19 protein-coding genes and 1 pseudogene are annotated in these 26,750 nt (G+C 62.8%); 7 read left to right on the forward strand and 13 right to left on the reverse strand.

Features of this window, described 5'->3' with window-relative positions; all coding sequences use genetic code 11:
* Positions 1 to 22: 22 nt before the first annotated feature.
* Positions 23 to 457 (reverse strand): hypothetical protein, encoded by a 435-nt coding sequence (locus ACIQTW_RS13880; protein WP_402937722.1) that lies wholly within the window; start codon positions 455 to 457, stop codon positions 23 to 25.
* A gap of 176 nt (positions 458 to 633) precedes the next feature.
* Between ACIQTW_RS13880 and ACIQTW_RS13885 the strand changes: the two are divergent.
* A pseudogene (locus ACIQTW_RS13885) lies at positions 634 to 1,032 on the forward strand (VOC family protein).
* 552 nt (positions 1,033 to 1,584) lie between these two features.
* On the opposite strand, the gene ACIQTW_RS13890 reads toward ACIQTW_RS13885, so the two are convergent.
* The 5 genes from ACIQTW_RS13890 to ACIQTW_RS13910 form a co-directional block, all read right to left on the reverse strand.
* A complete protein-coding gene (locus ACIQTW_RS13890) occupies positions 1,585 to 3,417 on the reverse strand; it encodes an ABC-F family ATP-binding cassette domain-containing protein (protein ID WP_402937724.1) in 1,833 nt (610 codons plus the stop codon).
* A gap of 49 nt (positions 3,418 to 3,466) precedes the next feature.
* The gene (locus ACIQTW_RS13895) at positions 3,467 to 4,459 is read right to left on the reverse strand and encodes a 4-(cytidine 5'-diphospho)-2-C-methyl-D-erythritol kinase (RefSeq protein WP_402937727.1); all 993 of its coding nucleotides are present in this window, start codon (positions 4,457 to 4,459) and stop codon (positions 3,467 to 3,469) included.
* The gene (gene rsmA / locus ACIQTW_RS13900) at positions 4,456 to 5,337 is read right to left on the reverse strand and encodes a 16S rRNA (adenine(1518)-N(6)/adenine(1519)-N(6))-dimethyltransferase RsmA (protein ID WP_091466175.1); all 882 of its coding nucleotides are present in this window, start codon (positions 5,335 to 5,337) and stop codon (positions 4,456 to 4,458) included. Before rsmA ends, ACIQTW_RS13895 begins: the two co-directional genes overlap by 4 nt.
* Before the next feature lie 26 nt (positions 5,338 to 5,363).
* Positions 5,364 to 6,533, reverse strand: coding sequence for a transglycosylase family protein (locus ACIQTW_RS13905; RefSeq protein WP_402937730.1), 1,170 nt, complete (start codon positions 6,531 to 6,533; stop codon positions 5,364 to 5,366).
* Positions 6,534 to 6,824: 291 nt separating this feature from the next.
* Positions 6,825 to 7,721, reverse strand: coding sequence for a TatD family hydrolase (locus ACIQTW_RS13910; protein ID WP_402937733.1), 897 nt, complete (start codon positions 7,719 to 7,721; stop codon positions 6,825 to 6,827).
* A gap of 196 nt (positions 7,722 to 7,917) precedes the next feature.
* On the opposite strand from ACIQTW_RS13910, the gene ACIQTW_RS13915 reads away from it, so the two are divergent.
* The 3 genes from ACIQTW_RS13915 to ACIQTW_RS13925 are packed head-to-tail and all read left to right on the forward strand — an operon-like array spanning position 7,918 to position 12,996.
* Positions 7,918 to 9,006 carry an AAA family ATPase gene (locus ACIQTW_RS13915; RefSeq protein WP_402937735.1) on the forward strand — a complete coding sequence of 363 codons (1,089 nt, stop codon included), beginning with the start codon at positions 7,918 to 7,920 and terminating at the stop codon, positions 9,004 to 9,006.
* A 13-nt stretch (positions 9,007 to 9,019) separates the two neighbouring features.
* On the forward strand, positions 9,020 to 10,504 hold the full coding sequence (locus ACIQTW_RS13920; protein ID WP_402937738.1) for a DUF58 domain-containing protein: 1,485 nt from the start codon (positions 9,020 to 9,022) through the stop codon (positions 10,502 to 10,504).
* Positions 10,501 to 12,996, forward strand: a complete 2,496-nt coding sequence (locus ACIQTW_RS13925; RefSeq protein WP_402937741.1) for a DUF3488 and DUF4129 domain-containing transglutaminase family protein — start codon at positions 10,501 to 10,503, stop codon at positions 12,994 to 12,996. The genes ACIQTW_RS13920 and ACIQTW_RS13925 overlap by 4 nt, the downstream gene beginning before the upstream one ends.
* A gap of 147 nt (positions 12,997 to 13,143) precedes the next feature.
* On the opposite strand, the gene ACIQTW_RS13930 is transcribed toward ACIQTW_RS13925, so the two are convergent.
* Positions 13,144 to 14,625, reverse strand: coding sequence for an NAD-dependent succinate-semialdehyde dehydrogenase (locus tag ACIQTW_RS13930; protein WP_402937744.1), 1,482 nt, complete (start codon positions 14,623 to 14,625; stop codon positions 13,144 to 13,146).
* 160 nt (positions 14,626 to 14,785) lie between these two features.
* Entirely contained in the window at positions 14,786 to 15,661 is an 876-nt protein-coding gene (rsmI, locus tag ACIQTW_RS13935) for a 16S rRNA (cytidine(1402)-2'-O)-methyltransferase (RefSeq protein WP_402938452.1), read from the reverse strand.
* Positions 15,662 to 15,794: 133 nt separating this feature from the next.
* On the opposite strand from rsmI, the gene ACIQTW_RS13940 reads away from it, so the two are divergent.
* The gene (locus ACIQTW_RS13940; RefSeq protein ID WP_402937747.1) at positions 15,795 to 17,612 is read left to right on the forward strand and encodes a dolichyl-phosphate-mannose--protein mannosyltransferase; all 1,818 of its coding nucleotides are present in this window, start codon (positions 15,795 to 15,797) and stop codon (positions 17,610 to 17,612) included.
* 13 nt (positions 17,613 to 17,625) lie between these two features.
* Positions 17,626 to 19,458 carry an AMP-dependent synthetase/ligase gene (locus tag ACIQTW_RS13945; RefSeq protein ID WP_402937750.1) on the forward strand — a complete coding sequence of 611 codons (1,833 nt, stop codon included), beginning with the start codon at positions 17,626 to 17,628 and terminating at the stop codon, positions 19,456 to 19,458.
* A 55-nt stretch (positions 19,459 to 19,513) separates the two neighbouring features.
* Here the strand turns inward: ACIQTW_RS13945 and ACIQTW_RS13950 are convergent, their stop codons facing one another.
* Entirely contained in the window at positions 19,514 to 20,701 is a 1,188-nt protein-coding gene (locus ACIQTW_RS13950) for a TIGR01906 family membrane protein (RefSeq protein ID WP_402937752.1), read from the reverse strand.
* A 140-nt stretch (positions 20,702 to 20,841) separates the two neighbouring features.
* Positions 20,842 to 21,837, reverse strand: a complete 996-nt coding sequence (locus tag ACIQTW_RS13955) for a stage II sporulation protein M (protein WP_402937755.1) — start codon at positions 21,835 to 21,837, stop codon at positions 20,842 to 20,844.
* A gap of 105 nt (positions 21,838 to 21,942) precedes the next feature.
* Between ACIQTW_RS13955 and ACIQTW_RS13960 the strand changes: the two genes are divergently transcribed.
* Complete coding sequence (locus tag ACIQTW_RS13960; RefSeq protein ID WP_402937758.1) at positions 21,943 to 22,746, forward strand: RDD family protein; 804 nt, start codon at positions 21,943 to 21,945, stop codon at positions 22,744 to 22,746.
* Between the two features lie 110 nt (positions 22,747 to 22,856).
* Here ACIQTW_RS13960 and ACIQTW_RS13965 read toward each other — a convergent pair whose 3' ends face one another.
* The 3 genes from ACIQTW_RS13965 to ahcY all read right to left on the reverse strand — a co-directional run bounded on the left by ACIQTW_RS13965 (position 22,857) and on the right by ahcY (position 26,717).
* Entirely contained in the window at positions 22,857 to 23,702 is an 846-nt protein-coding gene (locus ACIQTW_RS13965; protein WP_402937761.1) for a pentapeptide repeat-containing protein, read from the reverse strand.
* Between the two features lie 187 nt (positions 23,703 to 23,889).
* The gene (locus ACIQTW_RS13970) at positions 23,890 to 25,110 is read right to left on the reverse strand and encodes an Ig-like domain-containing protein (protein ID WP_402937764.1); all 1,221 of its coding nucleotides are present in this window, start codon (positions 25,108 to 25,110) and stop codon (positions 23,890 to 23,892) included.
* 128 nt (positions 25,111 to 25,238) lie between these two features.
* Positions 25,239 to 26,717 carry an adenosylhomocysteinase gene (gene ahcY, locus ACIQTW_RS13975; protein WP_402937766.1) on the reverse strand — a complete coding sequence of 493 codons (1,479 nt, stop codon included), beginning with the start codon at positions 26,715 to 26,717 and terminating at the stop codon, positions 25,239 to 25,241.
* Positions 26,718 to 26,750 lie beyond the last annotated feature (33 nt).

Genomic DNA, 26,750 nt, shown 5'->3' on the forward strand with positions numbered 1-26,750 from the left:
CGCTGGGAACCCGTGGTCTTTGTCAGCTGTCGGACGAGGACGTTCTCGGCTTCGATGAACCTTTCGGATCTTTCGTCCGGGCCGTATCGGGCCCTGGCACGTTCAACTCGTGCAAGAGCCCGATAGCTTTTCCCAGAGCTGTATTCGTGCCTTCGAGCTCACGGATCCGGCCCTTGAGCTTTTCAACTTCGGACTGGTGGTTGGCGATCTCCTTGGCGCGCGCTCTTTCAAACGCGGACCACTCACCATTTGTACGGGCCATGTTCCCATGCTCTCGTGGAATGAGATTCCGGTCGAGGTCACCCTCCTGAATCAACTTCCGCCATTTCCGGAACGTCCACTCAGTTACTGGCTGGGAAGCAAGCCATTCCTTCCTCGTCCCATACGGCTGCACGTAATACTGATGGACCATTTCCCGAATCTCATCGAGGCTGATCCCTCGCGGACCAACAGTCATGGCTGCTCCTGCCCTCATCGAACACTGACTGACTCACAACCAGCCTGACGTAGAGGGGCTTGAACCGCACCCTCTCTCACATCCCACCCGCTTGAACCGCACCCTCTCTCACATCCCACCCGCTTGAACCGCACCCTCTCTCACATCCACGCGCTGTTAGTTTGAAGGATGCGCTCATGACGGCACCGGAGATCTATGTGCGTTTCCCCGGAACGGCTCGTGAGGCGCTCGGTTTCTACGCGGAGATGTTCGGTAGGGAGCTTTCCCTTGTACACCTTCGAGGATTTCAATCGCACCGACGGACCTTCGGGTGCGATCGCCTACGGGAGCTCAGCGGGGTGGTTTCATTACGCGGATCTGACGTTGCACAAGCGAAAGCATCCGCACCAAACGAGTCATCCTCTCACTGCTGCGAGCAGCCGAACCAACAGTCCTTCACAAATGGTTCAGCAGGCTCGCCGACGGACGCCGAATCGTGGATCCACTTGCGCCCGAAACCATGGGGTGCATCAGACGTCCAGGTAGTGGACCGCCACGGCCTGCACTGGCTCATGGGCTACGAACCATCAAGGTAACCGAGGGGTCTGCGAGAGGGTCCGTCCCAAACCCGAGGGATGGGAGAGACGCTCCGCCCCAAACCCGAGGGATGGGAGAGACGGCCCGCCCCAAACCCGAGGGATCCGCGAGACGGTCCGCCCCAAACCCGAGGGATGGGAGAGACGGTCCGCCCCAAACCCGAGGGATGGGAGAGACGGCCCGCCCCAAACCCGAGGGATCCGCGAGACGGCCCGCCCCAAACCCGAGGGATCCGCGAGACGGTCCGCCCCAAACCCGAGGGATCCGCGAGAGGGCCCGCCCCCCAACCCGAGGGATGGGAGAGACGGTCCGCCCCAAACCCGAGGGACCCGCGAGAGGGTTGGTAATCGGCGGCTAGGGACGTCTCAAAAGGAGCCATCGCAGGGCAGGGGCAGGCATCCGGAAGCGTGCGTCAAAGCGACGAAGGAGCAGCACGCGGAGGATGCGTGCCGTTGCCCCGCAGCACGCGGAGGATGCGTGACGCTGCTAAGCGGCGGAACGTGCCGCTGGGACGCAGCTAAGCGACGGCGAGACGGCGATCACCGCTCAATCTACTCGCCGAGGATTTCGGCGGCCTCGAGCCACTCCAGTTCCAGGCCCTCTTTCTCCTCGAGCAATTCCCGGAGTTTTGCGTTGAGCTCCCCCAAGGCATCGAAGTCACCGGATTCGGACTTGGCTGCCATCTGGGTGTGGAGCTTTTCTTCCTGCTGGGAGATCTTGCCGAGTTGGCGGTCGATCCTGTTGAGGTCCTTGCGGGCTTCGCGCTTTTCGGCTTCGCTGGCACCGGACGGAGCGGCGCTCGATGAAGTACCGCCGCTTGCGGAAGTGGGAGCACCTGAGCCGCCGCCAACAGCGCCCGAAGCAAGTGCAGCTTCGCGCAATTCGAGGTACTGATCCACACCGCCGGGCAGGCCACGGAGCTTGCCGTCTCCCAGGAGGGCCATTTGGTTATCGGTGACGCGTTCCAGCAGGTAGCGGTCGTGGCTCACCACAACCAGGGTCCCGGGCCAGCCGTCCAGGACGTCTTCAACGGCGGCAAGGGTGTCGGTATCGAGGTCGTTGGTGGGTTCGTCGAGCATCAGGACGTTGGGCTCCCCTACCAGCAGCCGCAGGAGCTGAAGCCGGCGACGCTCACCGCCGGAGAGGTCGCTGACGGGTGTCCACTGCTTTTCCTTGGTGAAGCCCAGTTGTTCCACGAGCTGGCCGGCGGTGAATTCCTTGCCGCCCACGCTGAAGGATCGCTTTTCGCGTTCGATGACCTCAATGACGCGCAGGTCCGAGACTTCGTCGAGCTCTTTGACGTCTTGGGTGAGCACTGCGGTGACCACCGTCTTGCCCCGCTTGACCTTGCCGGAGCTCGGCTGGATTTCTCCGTTCAGCAGCTTCAGGAGCGTGGACTTGCCGGCTCCGTTGACGCCAACCAGACCAAGCCTTTCGCCCGGCGCCAGGCGCAGGGTGATGTTGTCGAAAAGTTTCTGCCCTTCCTCTCCGTCGAGAAAATCAAGGGTCACGTTTTCGAGGTCCAACACGTCCTTGCCCAGGCGCGCGGTGGCCATTTTGCTGAGGGCCACGGAGTCGCGGGGATCGGGTACGTCGGCGATGAGGTCGTTGGCAGCTTCGATCCGGAACTTCGGCTTGGCTGTTCGGGCAGGCGCACCACGCCGAAGCCACGCCAGTTCCTTTTTGACGAGCTGCTGGCGTTTACCTTCGACGACGGCGGCCATGCGGTCGCGCTCGGCGCGCGCCAAAACGTAGGCTGCGTACCCGCCGTCGAACATGTCCACCATGGCATCGTGGACTTCCCAGGTGTAGTTGCAGACTTCGTCGAGGAACCAACGGTCGTGGGTGACCACCAGGAAAGCACCCTGGTTGGCGCGCCACCGTGTCTTGAGGTGCCGGGCGAGCCACGCCACGCCTTCGACGTCGAGGTGGTTAGTGGGTTCGTCCAGCATGATGACGTCGTGGTCTTCGATGAGGAGCTTGGCCAGCGCAACACGACGCTTCTGGCCGCCGGACAGCGCGTGCACGTTGGCGTGCCAGTCGACGTCGCCCACCAGCCCGCCCATGACTTCGCGGATCTTCGCGTTGGCCGCCCATTCGTGGTCCGCGCGGTCACCGACGATCGCAGCGCCGACTGTGAGGTCGCCGTCGAGAACGTCACCCTGATCCAGGTAGCCGACGTTCACGTCTCCGCGCTTGGTGACGCGGCCGGAGTCGGGCGTCGAGCGCAAGGCGAGCAGGCGCATGAGCGTCGACTTACCGTCGCCGTTGCGGCCCACCATGCCAATGCGGTCGCCATCCTCCAAACCGAGGGTGACGCCGTCGAGGACAGTACGGGTCGCGAACGAAACGGTGAGGTTTTCGCCGCCAAGCAGGTGGGCCAATGGGTACTACTTTCTACTGCTGGAATGCGGGTACTTGATATGCGGGGTACTAAAGGAGGGTATCGGAGATGATCCGGGCGCCGGGCACGGGACCGTGTACGGCCAGGGCATTGTGTCCCCGGTGGCCCAGCTCTTCTGCAAGGACTGTGGCTGAGACGGAATCCCGGGCAAGCAGGGCGATGGTGGGTCCCGAGCCGGACACCATGCCGGCAAGGGCACCGCGCGCTTCACCCAGTCCGATGGTGTCGCGAAGCTGGGGTGCGAGCGTAATGGAGGCTCGCTGGAGGTCGTTGATCAGCACGCGGCTGAGGGTTTCGGGGTCACCGTTCCGCAGGGCTTGGAGGATGGTGGGGTCCACGTCGACGGGCTCGGGAATCTCCACGCCTTCTGAGTCCCGAAGCCCGTCGAGGGTTCGGAACACGTCAGGGGTGGACAGCCCGTAATCGGCAAAAACCAGCACCCAATCCATTTGCGCCTTGGCCAGCGCGGGCGAGAGTTTATCTCCAACGCCAAGCCCGACGGCGGTGCCTCCCAGGAGCGAGAACGGCACGTCTGCGCCCAACTCGGCTGCAAGGTGCGCAAGTTCCTCGCGCGAAAGGCCGCTGTTCCAGAGTGCATCGCAGGCCAGCAGCGTGGCGGCGGCGTCTGCAGAGCCACCGCCCATTCCACCAGCCACGGGGACACGCTTGGTGATTTCCAAGTGCACGCCAGTTGGTTTCTCGGACATTTCAGCCATGATGGCCGCAGCCTTGTAGGCGAGATTGTGCTCGTCCAAGGGGATGTCCACGCCGTCCAGGTCCAGTGTGCTGTCCGGGCTGATGCTGACAGTGATTCCTTCAGCCTCAGTACTTGTGGCCGCCACTTCCTCGTAGAGGGAGACGGCGAGGTACACGCTGGCCACGGAATGGTATCCGTCGGGCCGCAACGGTCCTACGCTCAGGGAGACGTTGATCTTGCCCGGGGCTTTGACGCGAACCGTGCGGGCATGAAAGCGATCCCCGACGAACGGGAGGCTGCTTGGCTTGCGGTTACCCGGGTTCATGCGTCCACGGGGTGGCGGGCTTCGGCGATCTTGACGTAGGCATGGATGTCCAGGACCTCGCCGCGCGCTGTGGGGTCAACTCCGGCGGCCACGAGGCACCGCTCCGCTTCGGAGGCGCTCCCGGCCCAACCGGCGAGTGCCGCGCGCAGCGTTTTCCGCCGTTGCGCGAAGGCAGCATCAATGACGGCGAATACCTGTTCACGCGTGGCATGCGTTTCCGGCGGGTTATGCCGGGTGAAGGCGACCAGGCCTGAATGGATCTTCGGCGCAGGCCAGAAGACGTTCATCCCGATGACCCCGGCCTTGCGCATATGCCCATACCAGGCCGCCTTGACCGACGGGACACCGTAGATCTTGGAACCCGGCGTGGCGGCCAGACGATCCGCAACCTCATCCTGAACCATTACCAGGCCGTGCTGGAGGCTGGGGAAATGCTGCAGCAGGTGAAGCACCACCGGAACGGCCACGTTGTAGGGCAGGTTGGCCACCAATGCGGTGGGTGGCAAAGGCAGTTCGGTGACCTTCATGGCGTCCGACAAGACCAGGTGGAAGTTGTCCTCCGCACCGGGCCGCCAAGCGCGCACAGTTGCTGGCAGCTTTTCCGCCAAGACGGGGTCGATTTCGACGGCGACCACGGCCTTTGCCGCGTCCAGCAACCCGAGTGTCAGGGAGCCAAGGCCAGGGCCTACCTCCAGCACGGTTTCGTCGTCGCCAATGTTGGCTGCGGCCACAATCCTGCGGATGGTGTTGCCGTCGATCACAAAGTTCTGCCCCAGGGTTTTCGTGGGGCGTACACCGATTTCCTCGGCGAGCCGCCGGATATCTGTGGCGCCCATCAGGGGCGCGACGGCGGCGGGTTCGGAATTCGGTTCAGTCACCTAGGTATCGTATCGCCTGCGCCGGGTCACGCCGCGTGGGCGCAGCCCCAGTCGCTGAGGCCGTTCTTGGCGTAGAGGCGGTTGGCGATATCAATCTGCTGGGCTTTGGTGGCAAGGCTGGCGTTGGGAGCGTAGGCTCCACCGCCGTTGGCAAGCCAGGTGGGGCTGGAGAACTGCAGGCCGCCGTAGTAACCGTTGCCGGTGTTGATTGACCAGTTTCCGCCCGATTCACACTGGGCAATCCGGTCCCACATGGCTTCGTTCGGAGCGCCGGTGGGCCCGCTGGCTGCGGGTGCTGCGGCAGCGGCTGCTGCCTTCGGGGCAGGAGCCGCGACGGGGCGGGCCTTGGTGCCGACGCTGATCTTCTCGGCAACCGGCTCAGTGGCAACGTTGCTGGATACTAGCGTGCGGGATGCTTCCCGGCCGTCCACGAGGACAAGCTTGAAGGTCTTGACCAAGGATCCTGCCACGCCTTTCTGCGTCACCTTCTCTTCGCCCTTGAAGAGTTCAGCGCTATCACTCTTCACGCTTTCGAAGGGTACTTCTTCGGTAGCTTCGGCGGTCTTGGTGGTGTCCACGCGGGAGACCTTGATCACCATGTCCTGAACGATGGGGGCATTACCCGGCTGCGAGATGCGGTCGTCGGCATCGAGGGTGATTCCGGTGTCCTTGAGCACTGTGGCGACGTCGTCCGCCGTCGTGGTGGTGCTGGTGTCCTTACCGTCAGCTACTACGCTGATGGTCTTGGGCGTGGAGATGGAAACGAACGAGCCGGTGACTTCCAAGGACGCTTCTTTGGGCTGGGAGATTTCGGAGGAGCTTGCCACACCGAGTTCGCTCACCAGGCCTGCGACGTCCGGGGCAGTGGTGTTCACGGTCTTCCGTGCGCCGTCCAGTTCAATGGACACGGCCTTGGCCAAGTTGACGTTCACTACGGATCCGTTTTCAACCCGCGCGTCAAGAGCCGGGGAAACGCGGTCTGCGTCCTTCAACTCGACCTTGGCTGCTTTGACCACTTGGTCAACAGTGCCGCCGAAGGTCTGAATGGAGCTCACTTTGCCGTCAACGTTGAGGGTGACGGTCTTGTTGTTGCCGACAAAGGCCACGACACCAACCACCAGCGCTGCAACCACCAGCAACTGGGTACCTACTTTGAGGAAGCTGAACTTGCCATCCGTTGTGAAGAACTTGATCACGATCGCCCATTACTCTCAGACCATCCGGGCACGGGGAAAAGCGCAAAAGTAATGCCGACCGCAAAAACGGAGGGCCAGGCAATGAGCCTGGTCCTACACTTGCTGCCGGCATCTGCGCCGCCAAAAAACATTCATCTTATTGCTCCGAAATCAACCGGAGCAGTTGTCCGAAGGCCTTCCCCGACCCCGGCTACTTGTTTAACACAGTAACCGATCCGTTATAAACGAACCAAGAATCGTGCATACCGGGTATCCAGGGCGGGGACCCGCTTAGTTGTCAAAGAAGGCGGCTTAGGCCCATGAACCGTAGGCATTCAGGGTGTTTTCGGCCAATCGCGAACAAAGCCCGGCCAAGTCATCTCCTGTCACGTCAGCCATGGACCGGACTGTGTATGGAACCATGTAGCTCGCATTCGGCCTCCCGCGGTGGGGATGCGGCGTGAGGAACGGAGAGTCGGTTTCCACCAAAATCCTGCTGGGTTCGGCAATGGCCAGGGCGGCGCGGAGATTCCCGGCGTTCTTGAACGTCATGGTGCCGGCGAAGGACATGTACCAGCCGTTCTCGTTACAAATCCGGGCTAGTTCCTCATCTCCGGAGAAGCAGTGAAAGACCACGCGGTCCGGGGCACCTTCCTCCTGCAGGACCTGCACTACGTCGTCGTGGGCATCGCGGTCGTGAATCTGCAGAGTTAACCCGAGCCTCTTGGCGATGTCGATGTGTCGCCGGAAGGAGTACCGCTGATGCGACAGTCCCTCACCGTGGGTTCGGAAGAAGTCCAGCCCGGTCTCGCCGATGGCCCGGATCCGTGGGTGGCCGGCCAGCGCTTCAATCTCGGCGAGCGCCGATTCGAGCTCGCCACGTGCTGCGTATTCGGGAGCATCGTTGGGGTGGATTGCCACGGCACCGAGAAGCCGGGGATCAGCTTCCACCGCTTGCACTGTGAACCGGGACGATTCGAGGTCGCAGCCTACTTGAACAGCGCCCTGCACCCCAACGGCTTCCGCTGAGTCCATCGCATCCCGGACCGAGACCTCAATCAAGCCGTGCCTGAAGTCCAGATGCGTGTGATTGTCCATCACAGGCACGGGCAGGGGTTCGGGCGCCGGCGGATACTCCCGGCGTGAGTCTTTTTCGTCTGCTGCGTCGGAAGGCGCCCGGTAAGGCGCGGGAGCGAGGGAATTGCACATACTTCCACCTTAATCGGACCGCGGTCCTCCCCGGCCCCCCAGGAGAAGCGAGCCATAAATTCCCTTTGACACATAAATTCCGGGGCACTATGTTAGCGCGGGCCAATGTCTGGGTAGTCTGGAACGGACAAGCGGCCAATACCAGCAGCACTCAGCGAAGACAGCTGCTGCGGAGGCCACGGCTGAAGGGCAATCCATGGAGTCCAAGCGACAAGTCACCGTTGAACCTTCTCCTGTTCCGGGCGAGGCTTACAGTCCCCTGCCGCGTGACGGCGCAGGGCTCAATGGGCACAGGCCGCAGGTCATGGACGCGGAACGGTTCCACGATGCCAGCGAGCGCATCCTTGGTTCCATCAATAAGGTCATCGATGGAAAAGCCGACGCCGCCAAGCTCGCCCTCACTGTGCTGCTGGCCCAAGGTCATCTTCTGCTGGAGGATGTGCCGGGGGTCGGCAAGACCCTGCTGGCAAAGACGCTGGCCCGCACTGTGGACTGTACGGTGTCCCGCATTCAATTCACCCCGGACCTGCTCCCTTCCGACGTCACCGGGGTGTCCATCTACAACCAGTCGTCCCGGCAGTTTGAGTTCCGTCCGGGTGCCGTGTTCGCGAACATCGTGATCGGCGACGAAATCAACCGCGCTTCGGCCAAAACCCAGTCCGCCTTGCTTGAATGCATGGAAGAGCACCAGGTGACTGTGGACGGCCATTCGTATCAGCTGGGATTGCCTTTCATGGTGGTAGCTACACAGAACCCCATCGAAATGGAAGGCACCTACCCGCTGCCGGAGGCACAGCGTGACCGCTTTATGGCCAGGATCTCCATGGGCTACCCGGACAAGGAAGCCGAGATCGAGATGTTGGAGACACATCAGGCGTCCTCGCCCCTGATCAAGGTGACTCCCGTGGTAACGGCATCCGATGTTGCTGCCATGATCGCCACCGTCCAGCAGGTTTATGTCTCCAGTGCCATCAAGGAGTACACCGTGGCCATTGGACGGGCGACCCGCGACAGTGCCCGGCTCCGTCTTGGCGCCAGCCCGCGGTCCTTGCTGCAACTGCTCCGTGCGGCCAAGGCCACAGCGGCGCTGGATGGTCGCGATTTCGTCCTTCCGGATGACGTAGTGGACGTGGCCGAATCGGTACTCGCCCATCGGATCATCCTGGACCGTAAGGCTGCGAGTTCGGGCGATACCCCGCAGAGCATTCTCCGGGGCATCTTCGCCTCCTTGCCCGTGGCCCAGGAACCGCCCGGCGCTTGGCGCAGGGACAGGCACAGCGTTTAGGAGAGATGCCGGTATGGCGCTCATGGATCGGCTTCCCAAGCACTTATTCACCACCCGCGGCTGGGGGCTTCTGGCCGCCGGGGCTCTTTCCCTGGGGTGCGCCTATGTCATGGGCAGGCGTGATCTCCTGACTCTTGCTGTCCTTTTGATTCTCCTTCCATTGGTGGCGCTTGCCGGCGTCCGGGTGCTCAAACCCAAGTTCCAGGTGTACCGGGAGTTCAATCCGTCCACGGTGGAGACGTCCGGCACCACCACCGTTCGCCTCGCTGTTGCCCGGACGTCATACTCCACGGGGCACGTGATCATGGAAGAGCAGCTGCCTCCCCGTTTCGGAGAGCCTCCGGCTTTCCGCTTTCCTGCGCGATCTGCTTCCGGCGGCACCAGCCGCTACGAATATCACCTGCGCTCGGGCAAGCGGGGCCAGTTCCGGATTGGTCCCGTCACTGCCGAGTTCAGTGACCCGTTCGGCTTATCGCTGCGTCGGCATGCAATTGACGACGGCGACATCCTCACCGTGACTCCTGCCGCCGTCGAACTTCCCGTCACTGGCCTCGCCGGTGCGCGCGGCAATGATGGCGTGACGGCGACCCGTATCCGGGCCAACCCCAGCGACGACGACATCATGACCCGTGAGTACAGGCACGGTGATCCCATGCGCCGCGTTCACTGGGCTGCGACGGCCCGCCATGGCCAGCTGATGGTGCGTCAGGAAGAGTCGGTGACCACCCCGGAGGCCACTCTCATCCTTGACCAGAGATTCACCGCCTTTGCTGCCGGAACCGGTTCTGTCTTCGGGAGCCATGACGAGGACTCGGACCTTGTCACCAGCACGAACTTCGAGTGGATGGTTACCGCGGCGATGTCCATTACTGCGCATCTGGCAGAACGGAACTATTCTCTGCGGCTCCTGGATGCATTCGGCAGCCCGGCGTTCAATCGTTCGCGTTCGGCGCCGGACCCGGAGGCGGAGGAGTTCGCGGGCGTGGGCGGCCTTCAGGCCATCGCAGAGAGTCTGGCGGCAGTGGAGCTGAGCGGCCCGAGACACACCAGGCTGGATCACCATAGGACGGAACACAGCTCGGAGCTCAACCAAGTCCCGGAAAAAAAGCACAGCTCCGAACATAAGGAAGGCTCCCCCGGCCTTGCAAGCACGGAGAATGCCGATTCTCCTTTCAACGACCGCCTAATGGACAAACTCTCAGCGCACCGGTTGCGCGGTCCGCTGCTTGCCTTGGTGGGCAACCTGACGCTTGCCGAGGCACGGACACTTGCCCCGGCGGCCGGCTATGGTGCAAACGCCTTTGCCTTGGTGATGACCGATGCCTCACGGAACAACGAGGAAGTACTTGAGATCCTGCGGCTTGCTGGTTGGAGGGCAGCAGCTGTGACATCGAAGACGCAGTTGACGGCTGCCTGGTCAGCCTTCGATGCCGGCGGCATCGTAGCAGCCGCCGATGCCGCCATGGATGTCCGGCGTGGGGCGGCGGTGCCACGATGACTGCTACATCCCACCAGGGCTCCGCCAGCGCTCCAACCCAACCGGGCGGAACGGCCGGCACACCTGCGTCCGGCAAGCGGCCCCGGCCTCAGGTCCCGGGTCCAGGGCCCTATCCATGGGCCATGGCGGGATCCGTGGCGGTGGCTGTCCTTGGTGCTGGCTTGTCCTTGAACGGTGTCCTCCGGGGCTGGGCCTGGTTCATGCCGCTGATCACCACGGTGGTAGTGGTCGCGCTGACCCTTGCTGTCCTCCGGTCACTCCGGGCCCAGCCGCTGGTTGCCACTTTGGGCTCCTTTGCCGCGTTGGCGGCTGTGCTTAGTTTCATTTTCTGCCGCCAGGAGAGCCTTGCGGGGTTCATCCCCACCACCGAAACCTTTACCGCCGTCGGACGCCACATTAAGCGGGCCGCCGAGACAGTGGTGTCCGAAAGCGCGCCGGTGGCACCCAACGCCGGGATCGTCTTCGTCGTGTGTGCCTGCCTTGGGCTCCTGGTGATCCTCATCGATGCCCTGGCCGTTCCGCTTTCCATGCCCGCGGCCAGCGGCATTGGCCTGCTGGCGGTCATGGTGGTTCCGGCCACCATCAAACCGCACAGCGTGGGGGTTGCCGGATTTATCGGGGCGACCGTGGGTTACCTGCTCATCCTCGGGTGCAGCCACTGGTTCGCCCCTGATGCCAGGCTCCAGTCCGGTTCCGGGCGCGGTGCCGGCCAGTTCAAGCGCTCAGTTGTCACTGGTGGCTTGGCGCTGGCATTGACCATGACCGTGCCCTTGGCCATACCCGGTTTCGAGACCGGCACATTCCCGCAGGGCTCGCGCCTCAGCCCGTGGGGCACCTCCAATGGGCTCAATCCCATGATCACCCTGGGCAACAGCCTCAGGAGTCCTACCGGTTCGGGCCGCATCACGTATGCCACGAGCGCCGGCGCACCTTTGTATTTGAGGTCGGTCACTGTTGACCACTTCGACGGCGAAACCTGGGCTCCGGATGATCGTGCAGGCGAGCGCCGCGTAGGTGCTGACAGGATCGAGACGGGGTACGCAGTCCAGGGCGAAGTGGTCAATGCCGTGACCTCCATTAACGCAGGCCTGTTCACCAGCCCTTACCTCCCTGCCCCGTTTGCTCCGGCTTCGGTGAACGGCCTCAACGGACGCTGGACCTGGGATCCGGCCACTTTGAGCATCATGAGCACGGAGACCACCACCCGCGCGCAACGGTACGTCGTCTTCTCCGCAGCCCCCAAAATCACATCCGAGTCACTGTCCCAAGCCACTTCCGTTCCGCAGGGCATATCAGAGGACTTTCTGAGGATCCCGGGCAATCTTCCGGACATCGTGCGGCAAACAGCCGATACCGTCACGGCATCCGCGGGCAGCAACTACGCCAAGGCGCTGGCCCTCCAGAAGTACCTGCGTTCCGGCGAGTTCACGTACTCCCTGCAAGCTCCTGTGCAGAACGGCTATGACGGCAACGGCCTCTCGGTCCTGTCGGATTTCCTTGCCGTCAAGAGCGGCTATTGTGTTCACTTCTCCTCGGCTATGGCCGTCATGGCGCGGGCCGAAGGGATACCGAGCCGCATCGCCGTGGGCTATGCTCCGGGCCGCCTTACGGGCGAGTCCGTGGCCTTGGTCGGTCAGGGTTCCTTCCCCGAGTACGAGGTAGACGCCCGGGATGCTCACGCATGGCCCGAACTGTATTTTGAGGGGCTCGGCTGGGTTCCCTTTGAGCCCACGCCGTCGCGGGGCTTCGTCCCCGACTACGCCGCGGAATCCTCAGTTCCCAGTAATCTCAGCACCAACGCCGACGAGAAAGAAGTCCTCACAACCCCCGCACCGCCGGCAGCGGCGCCCGTCCCGATCCCCGGGGTGGAGACCCCTGCTGAAGGTTCGGCCAGCACGAACCCGCTCCCGGCGATCGGCGCCGCCGCAGCCGGGATGTTGTTGCTCGCTGGCTTCCTCTGGTCGCCGAGGCTGAGCAGGACGGTCCTGAGGCGACGCCGGCTGAATCAAAAACCTCCGGATGAAGACGGACTCCCTGGCGTCAAGGATCCTGCCCCGGAACTTGCCTGGGCGGAACTGCAGGACCTCGCTACGGATTACGGCGTGCCGTCGACACCCAGCGAGACGCCCAGGCATTTTTCCGCCCGGCTAAGGTCCAGCACCGCACTTGGTGACACAGGAGGACTCGACGACGCCGCGCACGCAGCAGTCGCTTCCCTCACTTCGGACTTCGAACGGCAACGCTACGGTCGCACGGCGACGCCGGCACCGGCAGCGGCGGGCCGCATCGCGGTCGTCCGTGAGGCGTTGCGAAACAATGCCCGCTGGTTGGTGCGCTTCCGCGCCGACTGGCTGCCGCCGTCGATGATGCAGCGCTGGGTCCACGCGCTCGGCGCGCCATTCCGGACTGTTGGAAGGCTCTGCAAGGCCATGGGCCGTGCGGTTGCCCGGTGGTGGTACAGGCTGAGGGGCCTGCTCCCCCAACGCCGCTAGGTTCACTCACGCTACAGACAGCACCGGCAGTACAAAGAGCAAGGGGCCCGACGCCGGAACTTGTGGTTCCGGGGCCGGGCCCCTGCGTGTGTCAACCGTTCTTGTTGCGAGAGCGGTGGACCGGGCTCCTTGGTGGAAAGAGCAGCATTAGTCGGCGTACGGGTCCGCGATACCTACGTACTGGGTGTAGAGGTACTCTTCGATGCCTTCGGAGCCGCCTTCGCGGCCCAGGCCGGACTGCTTGACGCCGCCGAACGGCGCAGCAGCGTTGGAGATGACGCCGGCGTTGAGGCCGAGCATGCCGGTCTCGATGCGTTCGCTGATGCGCAGGCCGCGGTTGAGGTCCTTGGTGAAGACGTAGGCAACCAGGCCGTATTCGGTGTTGTTGGCAAGGCGGACGGCGTCGTCTTCGGTGGAGAAGGTGATGATCGGTGCTACCGGTCCGAAGATTTCTTCCTGCAGGATACGGGCGTCGGCTGCTACGTTCTTCAGCACGGTGGGCTGGTAGAAGTAACCGGGACCGTCGACGGCGGCACCACCGGTGACGGCAGTGGCACCTCCTGCTACTGCTTCGGAAACGAGGGCGTGTACGCCGTCGCGGGCCTTGCCGTCGATGAGCGGGCCAACCTTGGACTCCGGCTCGGTACCGCGGGCGGTGGTCAGGGCACCGATCTTGGCGGCGAACTTCTCCGCGAAGGAATCAGCCACTGACTCGTGCACAATAAAGCGGTTCGCTGCGGTGCAGGCCTCGCCCATGTTGCGCATCTTGGCAGCGATGGCACCTTCAACGGCCTTGTCCAGGTCAGCGTCCTCGAAGACCACGAACGGGGCGTTGCCACCGAGTTCCATGGAGGTGCGGAGGACCTTGTCCGCGGCTTCACGGATCAGGGCCTGGCCCACCGGAGTGGAGCCGGTGAAGGAGATCTTGCGGAGACGGTCATCCTTGATCAGCGGGCCCGTGACGGCGCCGGCGGTGGAGGTCTGGATGACGTTGAGGACACCGGCGGGGAGGCCGGCTTCCTGCATGACCTGAGCGAAGAGCAGGCTGGTCAGCGGGGTCAGGTTTGCTGGCTTGAGCACCATGGTGCAACCGGCGGCGACGGCGGGGGCTACCTTGCGGGTGGCCATGGCCAGCGGGAAGTTCCACGGAGTGATCAGCAGGCAGGGGCCCACCGGCTTCTTCTGCACGAGGAGGCGGTTCTTGCCATCCGGTGCTGCGGAGTATCGGCCGGACACACGGACGGCTTCTTCGGAGAACCAACGCAGGAATTCGGCACCGTAGGTGACTTCGCCGCGGGCTTCGGCAAGGGGCTTGCCCATTTCGAGGGTCATCAGCAGTGCGAAGTCTTCGGCACGCTCAGTGACGAGTTCGAAGGCGCGACGCAGGATTTCGCCGCGTTCGCGCGGCGCGGTGCGGGCCCAATCGGCCTGGGCGGCAGCAGCGGCGTCGAGGGCGGCAGCGCCGTCTTCAGCGCCGGCGTCGGAGATGCTGAGCAGGACCTTGCCCGTGGCCGGGTCCTCAACATCAAAGGTCTTTCCGGATCCGGCCGGGCGCCACTGACCGTTGATCAGCAGGCCGGTAGGGACGGAAGCCAGCAGTTCGCTTTCGCGTTCAACCGTGACAGTCATGGCGACTCCTTCGTCTTGGGTGCTTTGGAGAATTGCACCACTGGGGTTCGTTGCCGGAAGTGGCTTGAATTACTGCCACGGTACTGCCCCGCGAGAAGCAGTGTCTACGCCTTGACGCACTGCCACATGGTCGCCGTTTTGTGCAGCTGCACAGCCTACGTCAGCGTGCCGCGAGGACCGCCGAATAGAGCTCCCGCTTGCTGACCCGGGCATCGTCGGCCACTGCGGCCACAGCTTCCTTCAAGCGAATGCCTTGGGAAATGAGTTCGTTCACGGCGGCGACGTGGTCCTCAGGCTTGCCCGGTTCCTGCTCAGGGGCACCGCCCACCACCACTGCGATTTCGCCGCGGACCTCGTTGTTCTCCGCCCACTCCAGCAGCTCACGCAAGGTGCCCCGAATGACTTCCTCATAGGTCTTGGTCAGTTCGCGGCACACAGCAACACGGCGATCGGCCCCGAAGCGCTCGTGCAGTGCGCGCAGCATGACCTCAAGCCTGTGCGGGGCCTCAAAGAAGACCATGGTGCGGCGTTCGTTTGCGAGGTCGGCGAGACGTGAGTTCCGATCCCCCGACTTCCGGGGAAGAAATCCTTCAAAGCAGAAGCGGTCGGTGGGCAAACCGGAAAGTGCCAGGGCTGTCAGTACCGCAGAAGGGCCGGGAACGGCTGTGACCGTCAGTCCGGCGGCAACTGCGCCCTCCACCAGACGGAAGCCCGGGTCGGAAACCGCGGGCATTCCAGCGTCGCTGACCATCAGGATGGTCTTGCCGGCGCGCACGTGGTCCAGGAGTTCACCGGTCTTGGCCACTTCATTGTGCTCGTGGTAGCTGATGACGCGTCCGGTGACCTCGACGCCCAGCGCCGTTACCAGCCGGTGCAAGCGCCGGGTGTCTTCTGCAGCCACAATGTCTGAGGAGCCAAGGAGTTCAACCAAGCGCGCGGATGCGTCGCCCACATTGCCGATGGGTGTCGCCGCAAGCACGATCCTGCCGACGCCGGGAGTTGCGCCGGAATCAGCGGCAGAAGCTGACTCATCCAGGTCGTCGTTGAAAGGTGTCTCGTCCGGGGTGCTGCGTTGTTCGTCCACCTGCCAAGCCTAATGCCGCACGGGCTTCAAGGGTGCAGCCGCGGGGTTCAGGGATACAGCAAGGATGGAAAGGTAGCATGGGCGGGTGAACCAGTCGCCCGTTCCTGCTACCGCTTCCGGATCCCCGGTGGCGTCCCCGGCGACCCCGGAACCCGAAGACACAACCGTGGACGTCAGCAGCGGTCAGCCGGAGGCACCGAAACGTTCAGTCGGGGCAGCGCTCCGACAGGCGGCGGCGTTGAACGACAGCTCCGGCGGAACTTTGCCCGGCCGCGGGCTGGAAGGCCACCGTTGGATCGCCCGACCGGCCGAGGCCTTCACCGCCCAAGCGTTGAAGGAACGCCTGATCGGTGGTGTCCAAAGCTGGCGAGACTACCCGGCCTCGTTGCGCTTGTGGTTTTGGCTGGTCCCCGCCATCACGGCAGTCCTGGGCGGCATCCTCCGCTTCTTCCGGCTTGATGCCCCGCACAGCCTGGTTTTCGACGAAACGTACTACGTCAAAGACGCTTACTCCTATGTGGTGAGCGGTTATGAACGTAGTTGGCCGGCCAACGCCAACGATTCCTTCAATGCCGGCAACCCGGACATCCTCCTCAACACTCCGGAGTACGTGGTCCACCCGCCGGTGGGCAAATGGATGATTGCCTTCGGTATGTGGCTGTTCGGCGGGGATAACCCCTTCGGTTGGCGGTTCAGTGCCGCTTTGGCAGGCACGCTGACGGTCTTCCTCGTTTCCCTCATCGCACTGAAGCTGTTCCGCTCGCACACCCTCGGTGCGGTGGCCGGGCTCCTGCTGGCCATCGATGGCCACCATCTGGTGCTCTCCCGCACGTCTCTGTTGGACGTCTTCCTGGCTCTCTGGATACTGGCCGCTTTCGGCGCCTTGTTGATGGACCGCGACGACGGCCGCCGTCGTCTGGCTTCCCGGCTCGCCGCGCAAGCGGCTGCTTCGCCGGGAGGCCGCCCCACACCCACCCAACTGGTTGCAGGCCCATGGCTTGGCATGCGGTGGTGGCGACTGGTTGCAGGCCTTTGCCTTGGCCTGGCAGTGGGGACCAAATGGTCGGCGCTGTTCTTCGTGGCGGCCTTCGGGCTGATGACAGTACTGTGGGACCTGAGCGCCCGGCGTATCGCAGGAATCCGGAGCTGGTTCAGCGCAGGCATCATCAAGGACGGCCTCCCCGCCTTCCTGACCATCATCCCGATTGCCGCCGTCACCTATGTGGTTAGTTGGACGGGCTGGTTCCTCTCGAAGGACGCCTACTACCGGCAATGGGCTGCCACCAACCCGGCCCCCGGCTGGGACTGGCTGCCCAACTCCATACGGTCCCTGGCTCACTACCACCTTGAAGCCTACAAATTCCATCAGGGCCTCAGCTCCGACCATCCCTATGAGTCGAGCCCGTGGACGTGGCTCATCATGGGCCGTCCCACCTCGTTCTTTTACCAAACCCCCAAACCGGGCACCCCGGGTTGTGTTGTTGAGACGTGTTCCTCTGCCATCCTGCCGGTGGGTAATCCGGTGGTGTGGTGGGGTGGAACCATCGCCTTGGTCATCCTGCTGTTCTGGTGGGCGGGCCGCCGCGACTGGCGTGCCGGCGCAATCCTCGCCGGAGTAGCCGCCGGCTACCTTCCGTGGTTCATGTACCCGGAGCGCACCATGTTCATCTTCTACGCCGTGTCCTTTGAACCGTTCCTGGTTTTGGGTCTGACGTATGTGCTGGGGTTGGTATTGGGACGCAGCGGCGACCCCGTCTGGCGACGACGATCCGGATTCTACATAGTGGCACTGGTCCTGGTGTTGGCAGTGCTGACCACAGCGTTCTTCTATCCCGTGCTCACAGCGGAAGTGATCACTTACCAGGAGTGGCGGATGAGAATGTGGATGCCATCGTGGATCTAGCAGGAGGCAAGCAGTGAGGGAAGCAAGCACGGAGCTTCTGGTCGAGGCGGACCCGAACACCAACGTGACGGACCTCCTCCTTGAACGCTGCCACAAGGATCCGTTCGGCAACCTTTACGCGCATAAAACCGCGAACGGTTGGCTGAACATTTCGGCAGCCAGGTTCCTTGCCGATGTCACGGCCTTGGCCAAAGGCCTCATCGCGGGTGGGCTCAACCCCGGAGATCCGGTTGCGGTGCTTTCCCGCTCAAGCTTTGAATGGACGCTGGTGGACTTCGCCATCTGGATGGCTGGCGGAGTCACCGTTCCCATTTATGAGACGTCATCGGCAAGCCAGATCGAGTGGATCCTTACGGATTCCGGAGCCCGTCGCATCTTTGTGGAGGACACTGCCAAAGCGAGCCTGGTCCATACCGTGGTGGAACAGTCCCCCGCCCTGGCCGAGGAACCCGTGGCCATCATCCGGATGGAGCACGACGGCGAAGCACCCAACCTGACCAGCGTCTCCGCCGTCGGAATCGGCATCATGGACGCCGAGCTGGAGCGCCAGCGCAGCGCGGCGAACCTGGCGAGCGTGGCTTCCATCGTTTACACCTCCGGAACCACGGGCAAGCCCAAGGGCTGCGAGATCACCCATGGCAACTTTGTCCTCGTGGCGCGTAACGTCATCCCGTTCCTCCCCGAGCTGCTCATGCAGCAAGGCGCACGGACACTGATGTTCCTGCCCCTGGCGCACGTTCTGGCCAGGGCTGTCCAGGTTGTTTGCCTCACGGCGGGCATCACGCTGGGACACAGTGCAGGCGCCAGCGGACTCATGGCGGATCTTGGATCCTTCAAGCCCACTTTCCTGCTCGCTGTGCCCCGCATATTCGAGAAGGTCTACGCTGGTGCCAGCCACAAAGCGGCCATGAGCGGAAAGTCCGCTCTCTTCTCTGCAGCTTCGGCCACCGCGGTGCAATATTCGACGGCGGAGTCCCTCGCCAGCCGTGGCGAGGGACCGGGACCGGGGTGGCTTCTGGGCCTGAAGCACACCACTTTCAACAAGCTCCTTTATCCCAAGGTGCGTGACGTTTTCGGCGGCGACGTCGGCTACACGGTTTCCGGAGCCAGTCCCCTTAGCCTCCGCGACAACCATTTCTTCCACGGCGCGGGAGTTCCCGTTCTTGAGGGCTACGGGCTGACAGAGACCACGGCACCCTGCACGGTCAACACTCCCAGCATGTCCCGCATAGGTACGGTGGGCATTCCGCTCCCTGGAACCACCATCAGAGTGGCGCAGGACGGCGAAGTGCTGGTCAAGGGCATTGGAGTCTTCAAGGGCTACCACAACAACGAAGACGCCACGCAAGCTGCCTTCGTTGACGGCTTCTTCCGGACCGGAGACCTCGGAGAGCTCGACGCCGACGGCTTCCTGACCATCATCGGCCGAAAGAAGGACCTCCTGGTCACTGCTGCTGGAAAGAACGTGGCACCGGCGCCTTTGGAGGAGAAGCTGCGCGAGCACCCCTTGGTGGGTCAGGCAGTAGTTGTTGGCGATGGGCGGCCCTTCGTCGCAGCACTGGTCGGCTTGGACCCCGAGGGTCTTGCGGACTGGTGTGCCGAGAACAAGGCGGGTGAGATGACCCCCGAGGAAGCCGCCGGCGATGATCGGGTAAAGGCGGCCGTGCAGTCGGCAGTGGATGAGGCGAACAAGCTCGTCTCAGCTGCCGAGTCGATTAAGAAGTTCACATTTATCACAGCGGATCTCAGCGTCGAGTCAGGACATCTGACGCCGTCGCTCAAGTTGAAGCGGGCCGCGGTGCTCAACGACTTCTCAGCGGCTGTGGAAAAGCTCTACGCGAAGTAGTTTTCACCACCTGGGCCGGGCCACCGCAGGACCAGCCCAGATGGTGACAAACCTGCTAGCGCGTAACCCCTGTCGGTTCCTTGCGAAGGCTTTCGACATCGTCGGCGGTAGGAGCTGTCTCGTCAGATTCCTCACGGTCTTCCTCCGCTTGTGCCGTCGCAAGGCCGCGACGCCGCTTGGTAGGCCACGTGAAGATGAAGGTCAGCGTCGCTACCAGGAACACCAAGGCACCGATGACAATGCCCGCGTCAATCCAGAACTGTCCCGGGAAGAGGCGGATAAGGGTGTCTTCCAACGAGAACGTCCAGGTTCCGTTGGCAAAGAAAATGCGGTGGAACTCGGTAAAGAACTGCTGCCAGCTCAGGACGGCCAGAACGGCGAGCCCAATGATGATGACCAGCGTGACGATTGAACCGGCAAAGAGACCGCGGCGGATCCCGCCCGTGCTTCGCTTACGCAGATACAGGATGGCGATGATGCTGAGGACGATGAGCAAAAGCCCCGCCCCGAAGGAGGACAGAATGACCAACTTCACATCGGCCATATGCGAAACTTCGCTGTCGGTGAAAAGCTTGTCGCCATCCTGGTTGACCAAGCCCCCCAGGAAGCGCGGGCCGGCCCAGTTGCTGAGGTAATCAACGGCGTATGAGCCGTACGTCATACGGTCGTCAGTGCTGAAACCGTAGCCGTCCCCGGGGAAACCCGGGCGGTTGTACTCAACCCACAGGAACAGCGGGCTAGTGACGGCCCGAACGGCAAGCACCAGGAGGATCACCGGGTAGAAGACAGCCAAAAGTACCTGGAAGATCCGCGGGCCTATCGGCTTAACCTTTGCCGCCTGCTCGCGTTCGGCATTTCGTCGCGCCACTTCGTCTTCCGGCGGGCGGATCTGAAGAGCCGACGTCGGCAAGGGTTCTGAATAGTGCGACGACTGCTTGGTGGAAGTGTCCGCGAGGGTGTCGGCGAACAGCGGCGGTTCAACCTCGACGTCGGCCGCTTCTGCCGCTTTCCGGTCCGCGCGGCTACCGGGCTGGCCGTTGACAGGCGTCACGGTAGTCGGAGTGGACGCGGTGGCGGCTGACGGCGTCGCTCCGGTCTTTGGGGCGGCCACGGTGCTGGCTGCAGGAGTTGCCGGAGAAGCACCACTGGACGTCTTCGGCTTCATCCAGTCGAAGGCCGGTTCGTTGGTGTCCTCATGGACGTCCGTGTCCGGTTCTTGTGGTTTTGGGCTCTTGTCGCTCACAGCGGGTTTCACTTCCGTAGGCATCCACCGGCGATTGCATGCTGCCGGCTCTCTTGTCTGCATTCGAGCCTACCGCCCGGCATTACGGAGACACGCGGTGCCACCCCGGCTGCGACCAGATTGAAACGCAACTGTAAGGTCTATGCAGCAAGGCTGCGATAACCGGCGTCGTTGGCATCCATATCTCCTGTAACGCCTGCACGGACTGCCTTCCCACCGAGCACCAATGTATAGACCCAGTACCCGGCCAAAACCAGAGCACCAATGGTGATCTTGGCCCACACGGGAAGCGGGCTCGGCGTCACAAAGCCCTCAACAATGCCCGAAACCAGCAGGACGAGCACCAACCCCAAGGCAATGGTGATCAACGAACGCCCTTCGTCAGCCACAGCCTGCAGCCTTGTCCGTGGGCCCGGCCGCACCATGGCCCAGAAAATCTTGAGCCCCGCCGCGCATGCGATAAAAACGGCCGTGAGTTCCATGAGGCCGTGCGGAAGGATGTAGCTAAAGAAGATGTCCATCTTCCCCGTGGCCAGAAAGAGTCCCGCCGCGATTCCCAACCCCTGCGCGTTCATGAACAAGATGAAGGGCACCCAGAATCCGGTAATGCCAAAGGCCACAGCTTGAGCGGAAATCCAGGCGTTGTTCGTCCACACCAAGCCGGCGAACGAAGCCGCAGGATTCTCGGAATAGTAGTCAATGAAGTCTTCCTCCACATACTGCTGCACCTTGGCATCACTGGATGCTACGGCCCTCAAGGCCTCCGGCGAAGTGCCAATCCACAGAGCATAGGCGCCCGCCACCAGGACAAAGGCAAGCCCGCACCACACGGTCAACCACCGGATCCGGTAGAAGGCCGCGGGGAGGGAAATAGCAAAGAACCGTGCCAAGTCCTCCATGAAATTGGAGCGGGCGCCCGTGAACCTCGTCCGCGCCTGAGCCAGCGCTGCAGACAAAGATGCCGACAACCCCGTCTCCGGCGCCACTGAACGGATCAGCGACAGGTGCCCGGACACCGTTTGATACAGGCGCAGAAGTTCATCGGCCTCAGCACCCGTAAGCCTTCGCTTATGGGCCAGGAAATGAAGCCGCGACCATTTGTCCCCATGTACGGCCGAGAAGGCATCTATGTCCACGCCACCACCCTAGCGCCTGCATCCACCGGCAGGTCAGCCCCCCGCTAGACTCGTTGAAGAGGGCAGTTGTGTGGCCCGAAGCGTTGACGAAACATGGGGGCAGGCATGAGTTCAATCATCACAGGCGAGGCCGTGGTCCTCGAGCTTCGCCCGGCCTCCTTTGCCGCACGTGCCCTTGGGCTCATCCTTGACGTCATCTCCCAAGTCGTCCTCGCCATACTGCTGATCATCCTGATCACCAGCGCTTCCCGGGATCTCGACGACGCCGCCATACAGGCAATGGTCCTCAGCAGCGTCGTATTCTCGGTGGTCATCGTCCCCGTCACTGTGGAAACCCTGACACGCGGGCGCTCCCTGGGAAAGCTCGCAACAGGGCTCCGCATAGTGCGCGACGACGGCGGCTCCATCCGTTTCCGGCATGCCCTCATCCGCGGGCTCCTCGGATTCCTGGAGATCTACCTGACCTTCGGCGGCCTCGCAATCGGCGTTGCACTGTTCAACGACAAATCCAAGCGCCTCGGCGACATCGTTGCAGGCACCTACTCCCTCCGGCAACGAGTACCCTCAACACCCCGGATCATGCCCGTAGCACCGCATCACCTCCAGGCATGGGTGTCCATGGCAGATATCGGCAGAGTACCGGACGCCACCGCACGCCGGGCCGGAACCTTCGTGCAGCAGGCCTACCTCATGGCACCCGCCTCACGCGCCAACATGGCTGCCTCGCTCGCATCGGAACTCGCCAGGTATGTCGCCCCACCCCCGCCCGCCGGCACCATCCCCGAAGACTACATAGGCGCAGTCCTCGGGGAACGACGCAACCGCGAACTAATACGACTCCGCCAAGCGGAGCAGCGGAACGCGACCGTAGGGGAACGACTCAGAAAGCTGCCATTCACTCACGGTTAGTGCCCCGCTACTGGCTGACGCCGGTCGGCCGCCGTCCTCGGCGTGCTCGCTCGTTCCTCGCTTAGACGCACGCTGCCGGACGCCGGCCGACCGTCTTCGTCAGATCTGGGCTACCACCAGTGATCCGGTCTTGTGAGTCGTGGGGGTAGGAGGGTGGAGGGGTCACCTTCGGCGGCGTTGATCTGCGGTTGGGTCAGGTAGAGCGCCCTGGAGAGGTCGGCTCCGTGCAGTTGTGATCCACGAAGATCTGCCCCCAGAAGGTCTACGGCTGTGAGGTCGGACTTCCTCAAATTGGCTCCGATCAGGTAGGCGCCGCGGAAGTCCGATCCGCAGAGTTTTTGATTCGCAAGGTTGGCGCCCATCAGATCAGCGCTGCCCGGCATGGCGTCGGCGCCCGGTTGCCGGCCGGCGTCAAACGTTGGCTTGTCCTCGGCCCCGTAGGAAGCGCGCAGTTCTTCGCTAACCTCCATCAGGAGCGTGCGGACTTCTCCATGCATAGCTTCGACGTCGGTGGCCAGGACCGTGGAGGCATCGCCTTGCGCGGCGGTTGTTATGCAGTCGGAAAGGCGTTCCGCCGTGAACGCGAGGTCTGGATCAAACGTCCGTTGCCGGGCTTCGTCCAGGTACCAGAGCATCTCGTGTAGTTGCCTGACCACCTTGAACACGGCGAACATCGAGGACTTGGACGAAGGGTCTTGCGTCCAACTGGTGCCGGCGAAGGTGTGTTGGGACACTACTTGGCCGGCGCCGAAACAATCAAATACTGTGCAACCGCGGAAGCCTCTCGGCCGTAAGCGCTGGTGGATGGTGCAGGAAAAGTCGTCCGCCATGTTCGGGCATGGCGAAGCGGCAGGTTTGTCGATGGCGAAGTCAGCTGATCGGGTGAATCCGAGCGCAGTGCAGCAAAGGGCAAAGCAGTTGCCGCAGTCAGGGCTGAGCGTAGGTGAAATGGTCATGTGTGCTCCAGGTGATGAGAAAGGGTTCGGTGGAAGGAGCCGGGGAACCCGAGAGCGGGTTCCCCTGAGGGACACCCGGAATCATCTTGGAGGGCAGCACAAATAGCAGGGCCGACGACGTGTCAGCGCTGGAGCAACGGGTCAAAGTGCGCAGGAAATAATCACTACGACGATCTTAACAGCAGGACTACCGCTGGGCGTAGCTCGCCCACGGAATGTTCCAGTCGCCGAAGCCTTCCAGCGGTTCCACCGCCGGTGCGCCGGTGTTCAGGATCTGGACAACGTCGCCGGTCTTCATGTTGTTGAAGAACCACTCAGCATCCGCCGGGAGCAGGCCCACACAACCATGCGAGACATTGGCCACCCCAATGGAGCTCCATGCGGCTTCAAGGGCCTGGTGAACGTACACACCGGACCACGTGAGCCGGTTGGCATATTCCACTACGAGGGGCGGGTAATAGCCTTTGTCGCCGGGCTTCAAGCCGATTGTTCCGGCGTTGAAGTTCGAGTGGCGTTCCTGTTCCATAATCACCGCGTATCCGGTAGGCGAAAGCCAGTCTTCCCCACCCAAGGACACGGGCGCCGTGTGAACCAGCTGGCCGTCGGAGTAAACGTTCATGGTCTTGGTTTTGTCGTCCACAACGGCAACACGCTGCGGGCCGGTGGTGAACGTTGAGACCACGTCAGCGTTGCCGATCATGTTGTTTCCGAAGTCCACGCCCAAAAGCTTCATATCCACGGTGACGGTGGTGCCGGACGCCCAGAAGGCCTCCGGACGGATCCTGACCTTCTTGTCCGAATACCAATGCCAAGCGACGGGCTGGCCGGAGGACACCGTGATGGCCACGCGCTTTTCCATTGCCACCTTGTCTACAACGGGCTCACTGAAGTTGATTTCAATGGGCTGCCCGGAGCCGGCCGTGGTGCCGTGGCGGGGGTAGATGGAAGCGTCTGCCTCATAGGCGGCGGAAACCGTAGTGAAAGTTTGGGACTTCTTAGTCTCTTTCCCCGCCGTATCCACAACGGTGAAGGAATAGCTGTATTGGGTTTTGAACTTCAGGACTTCCAGAGTCGTCCAAGTGCTGCCGTCAGGGCTGGTTTTGCCTTGCACAGGTGTCCCGCCGCCCACGGGTGCCAGCACTACGTCCTTCAGCTTGCCGTTGACTGCTTTGATCTGAGGACCCACAACAGGGTTCCACTCCACGGCGCCATCCAGCGGGGTAATGCCCAGCTCTACGGGTTTGGCTTCAACGGTGGGAGTCGGTGACGGCGCCACGGCCGCATCCTGCGTGGGCCCTGCCAGCAGGCCCGGCACCGTGACCACGCCGATTCCACCCGCGACAATAGCTGCGCAGACTCCAATGATGGCAAGGATCTTGCCCTTTTTACGTTTGGCGACTTCCGTCATGGTTCCCGTCATCCTGTCCCCCGCAAGCATTACCGAACACCCAATTCTACCGGAAAGGCCGGCCACGCTGGTTGCGTGGCCGGCCTTTCGCCATCGATTTGGGTTCCGCGGGGGGCGGACTGTGCCTGCTAGTAGCGGTAGTGCTCCGGCTTGTAGGGGCCAGCAACATCGAGGTCCAGGTAATCCGCCTGGTCCTTGCTCAGCTCCGTCAGCTCCACGCCCAAAGCATCCAAGTGAAGTCGTGCAACTTTCTCATCAAGGATCTTGGGAAGGACGTAGACCTGGTTCCGGTACTCGCGCTCACCGGCCGGCTGGTCCTTCTTGGTCCAGAGTTCGATCTGCGCAATGGTCTGGTTGGCGAACGAGTTGCTCATCACGAACGACGGGTGTCCTGTGGCGTTGCCCAGGTTAAGCAACCTGCCCTCGGACAGAACGATGATGGACCGTTCGGAATCCGTCCCGGCCTCGAAGACCCACTCGTGGACCTGCGGCTTGATCTCAACCTTCTTGACGCCTGGAATCCGGGCAAGCCCGGCGATGTCGATTTCGTTGTCGAAGTGGCCGATGTTGCCAACGATCGCCTTGTTCTTCATGCCCAGCATGTGCTCGGCCATGATGACGTCCTTGTTGCCTGTGGTGGTGATGAAGATGTCGCCCTGGGCGAGCACCGTTTCCAGCCTGGCAACCTGGTAGCCGTCCATAGCCGCCTGAAGGGCACAGATGGGATCAATTTCGGTGACGATGACACGCGAGCCCTGGCCTCGCAGCGCCTCAGCGGCGCCCTTGCCAACGTCGCCATAGCCGCACACAACCGCCACCTTGCCGCCCATCAGGACATCCGTGGCCCTGTTGATGCCGTCCGGCAAGGAATGGCGGATGCCGTACTTGTTGTCGAACTTGCTCTTGGTCACGGAGTCGTTGACGTTGATGGCCGGGAACAGCAGCTTGCCCTGTTCCGCGAGCTGGTAGAGGCGGTGCACTCCGGTGGTGGTTTCCTCGGTGACGCCTTCAATACGGGCGGCAAGGCGGGTCCACTTCTGCGGATCAGCGGCAAGGGTCCTGCGCAGAAGATCCAAAATGAGGACGTATTCCTCCGGATCATCCTCGGTGGCGGTGGGCACGGCACCTGCGGCTTCGAACTCGACGCCCTTGTGCAGCAGCAGTGTGGCGTCGCCGCCGTCGTCGAGAATCATGTTGGGACCCAACTCCGGGTTGGCGTCAGCGCCAGGCCAGGTGAGGATCTGCTCCGCGGTCCACCAGTACTCCTCAAGGGTTTCGCCCTTCCAGGCGAAAACCGGAACACCCTGCGGGTTTTCCGGCGTGCCCTTGCCGACGACGACGGCGGCAGCGGCTTCGTCCTGGGTGGAGAAGATGTTGCAGGAAGCCCAGCGAACTTCTGCGCCCAAGGCAGTGAGGGTTTCGATGAGTACTGCGGTTTGTACCGTCATGTGCAGGGAACCGGCGATCCGCGCACCCTTGAGGGGCTGTTCCGCACCGAACTCCGCGCGAAGAGACATGAGGCCCGGCATTTCATGCTCGGCGAGCCGGATTTGGTGGCGGCCGGCCTCCGCAAGAGTGATGTCGGCCACTTTGAAGTCAAAAGTCATGGAAGTCCTTAGGGGTACCGTGCGGTTTGATGG

It is taken from the genome of Paenarthrobacter sp. NPDC090517, from assembly GCF_044769165.1.
Classification (GTDB): domain Bacteria; phylum Actinomycetota; class Actinomycetes; order Actinomycetales; family Micrococcaceae; genus Arthrobacter.

Bases quoted from the DNA above. Each gene is read 5' to 3' on its own strand.
- ACIQTW_RS13895 (WP_402937727.1), bottom strand. From the start codon at position 4,459: ATGAACCCGGGTAACCGCAAGCCAAGCAGCCTCCCGTTCGTCGGGGAT.
- ACIQTW_RS13970 (WP_402937764.1), bottom strand. From the start codon at position 25,110: ATGACGGAAGTCGCCAAACGTAAAAAGGGCAAGATCCTTGCCATCATT.
- ACIQTW_RS13880 (WP_402937722.1), bottom strand. From the start codon at position 457: ATGACTGTTGGTCCGCGAGGGATCAGCCTCGATGAGATTCGGGAAATG.
- ACIQTW_RS13915 (WP_402937735.1), top strand. From the start codon at position 7,918: ATGGAGTCCAAGCGACAAGTCACCGTTGAACCTTCTCCTGTTCCGGGC.
- ACIQTW_RS13960 (WP_402937758.1), top strand. From the start codon at position 21,943: ATGAGTTCAATCATCACAGGCGAGGCCGTGGTCCTCGAGCTTCGCCCG.
- ACIQTW_RS13925 (WP_402937741.1), top strand. From the start codon at position 10,501: ATGACTGCTACATCCCACCAGGGCTCCGCCAGCGCTCCAACCCAACCG.
- ACIQTW_RS13910 (WP_402937733.1), bottom strand. From the start codon at position 7,721: ATGTGCAATTCCCTCGCTCCCGCGCCTTACCGGGCGCCTTCCGACGCA.
- ahcY (WP_402937766.1), bottom strand. From the start codon at position 26,717: ATGACTTTTGACTTCAAAGTGGCCGACATCACTCTTGCGGAGGCCGGC.
- ACIQTW_RS13930 (WP_402937744.1), bottom strand. From the start codon at position 14,625: ATGACTGTCACGGTTGAACGCGAAAGCGAACTGCTGGCTTCCGTCCCT.
- ACIQTW_RS13965 (WP_402937761.1), bottom strand. From the start codon at position 23,702: ATGACCATTTCACCTACGCTCAGCCCTGACTGCGGCAACTGCTTTGCC.
- ACIQTW_RS13920 (WP_402937738.1), top strand. From the start codon at position 9,020: ATGGCGCTCATGGATCGGCTTCCCAAGCACTTATTCACCACCCGCGGC.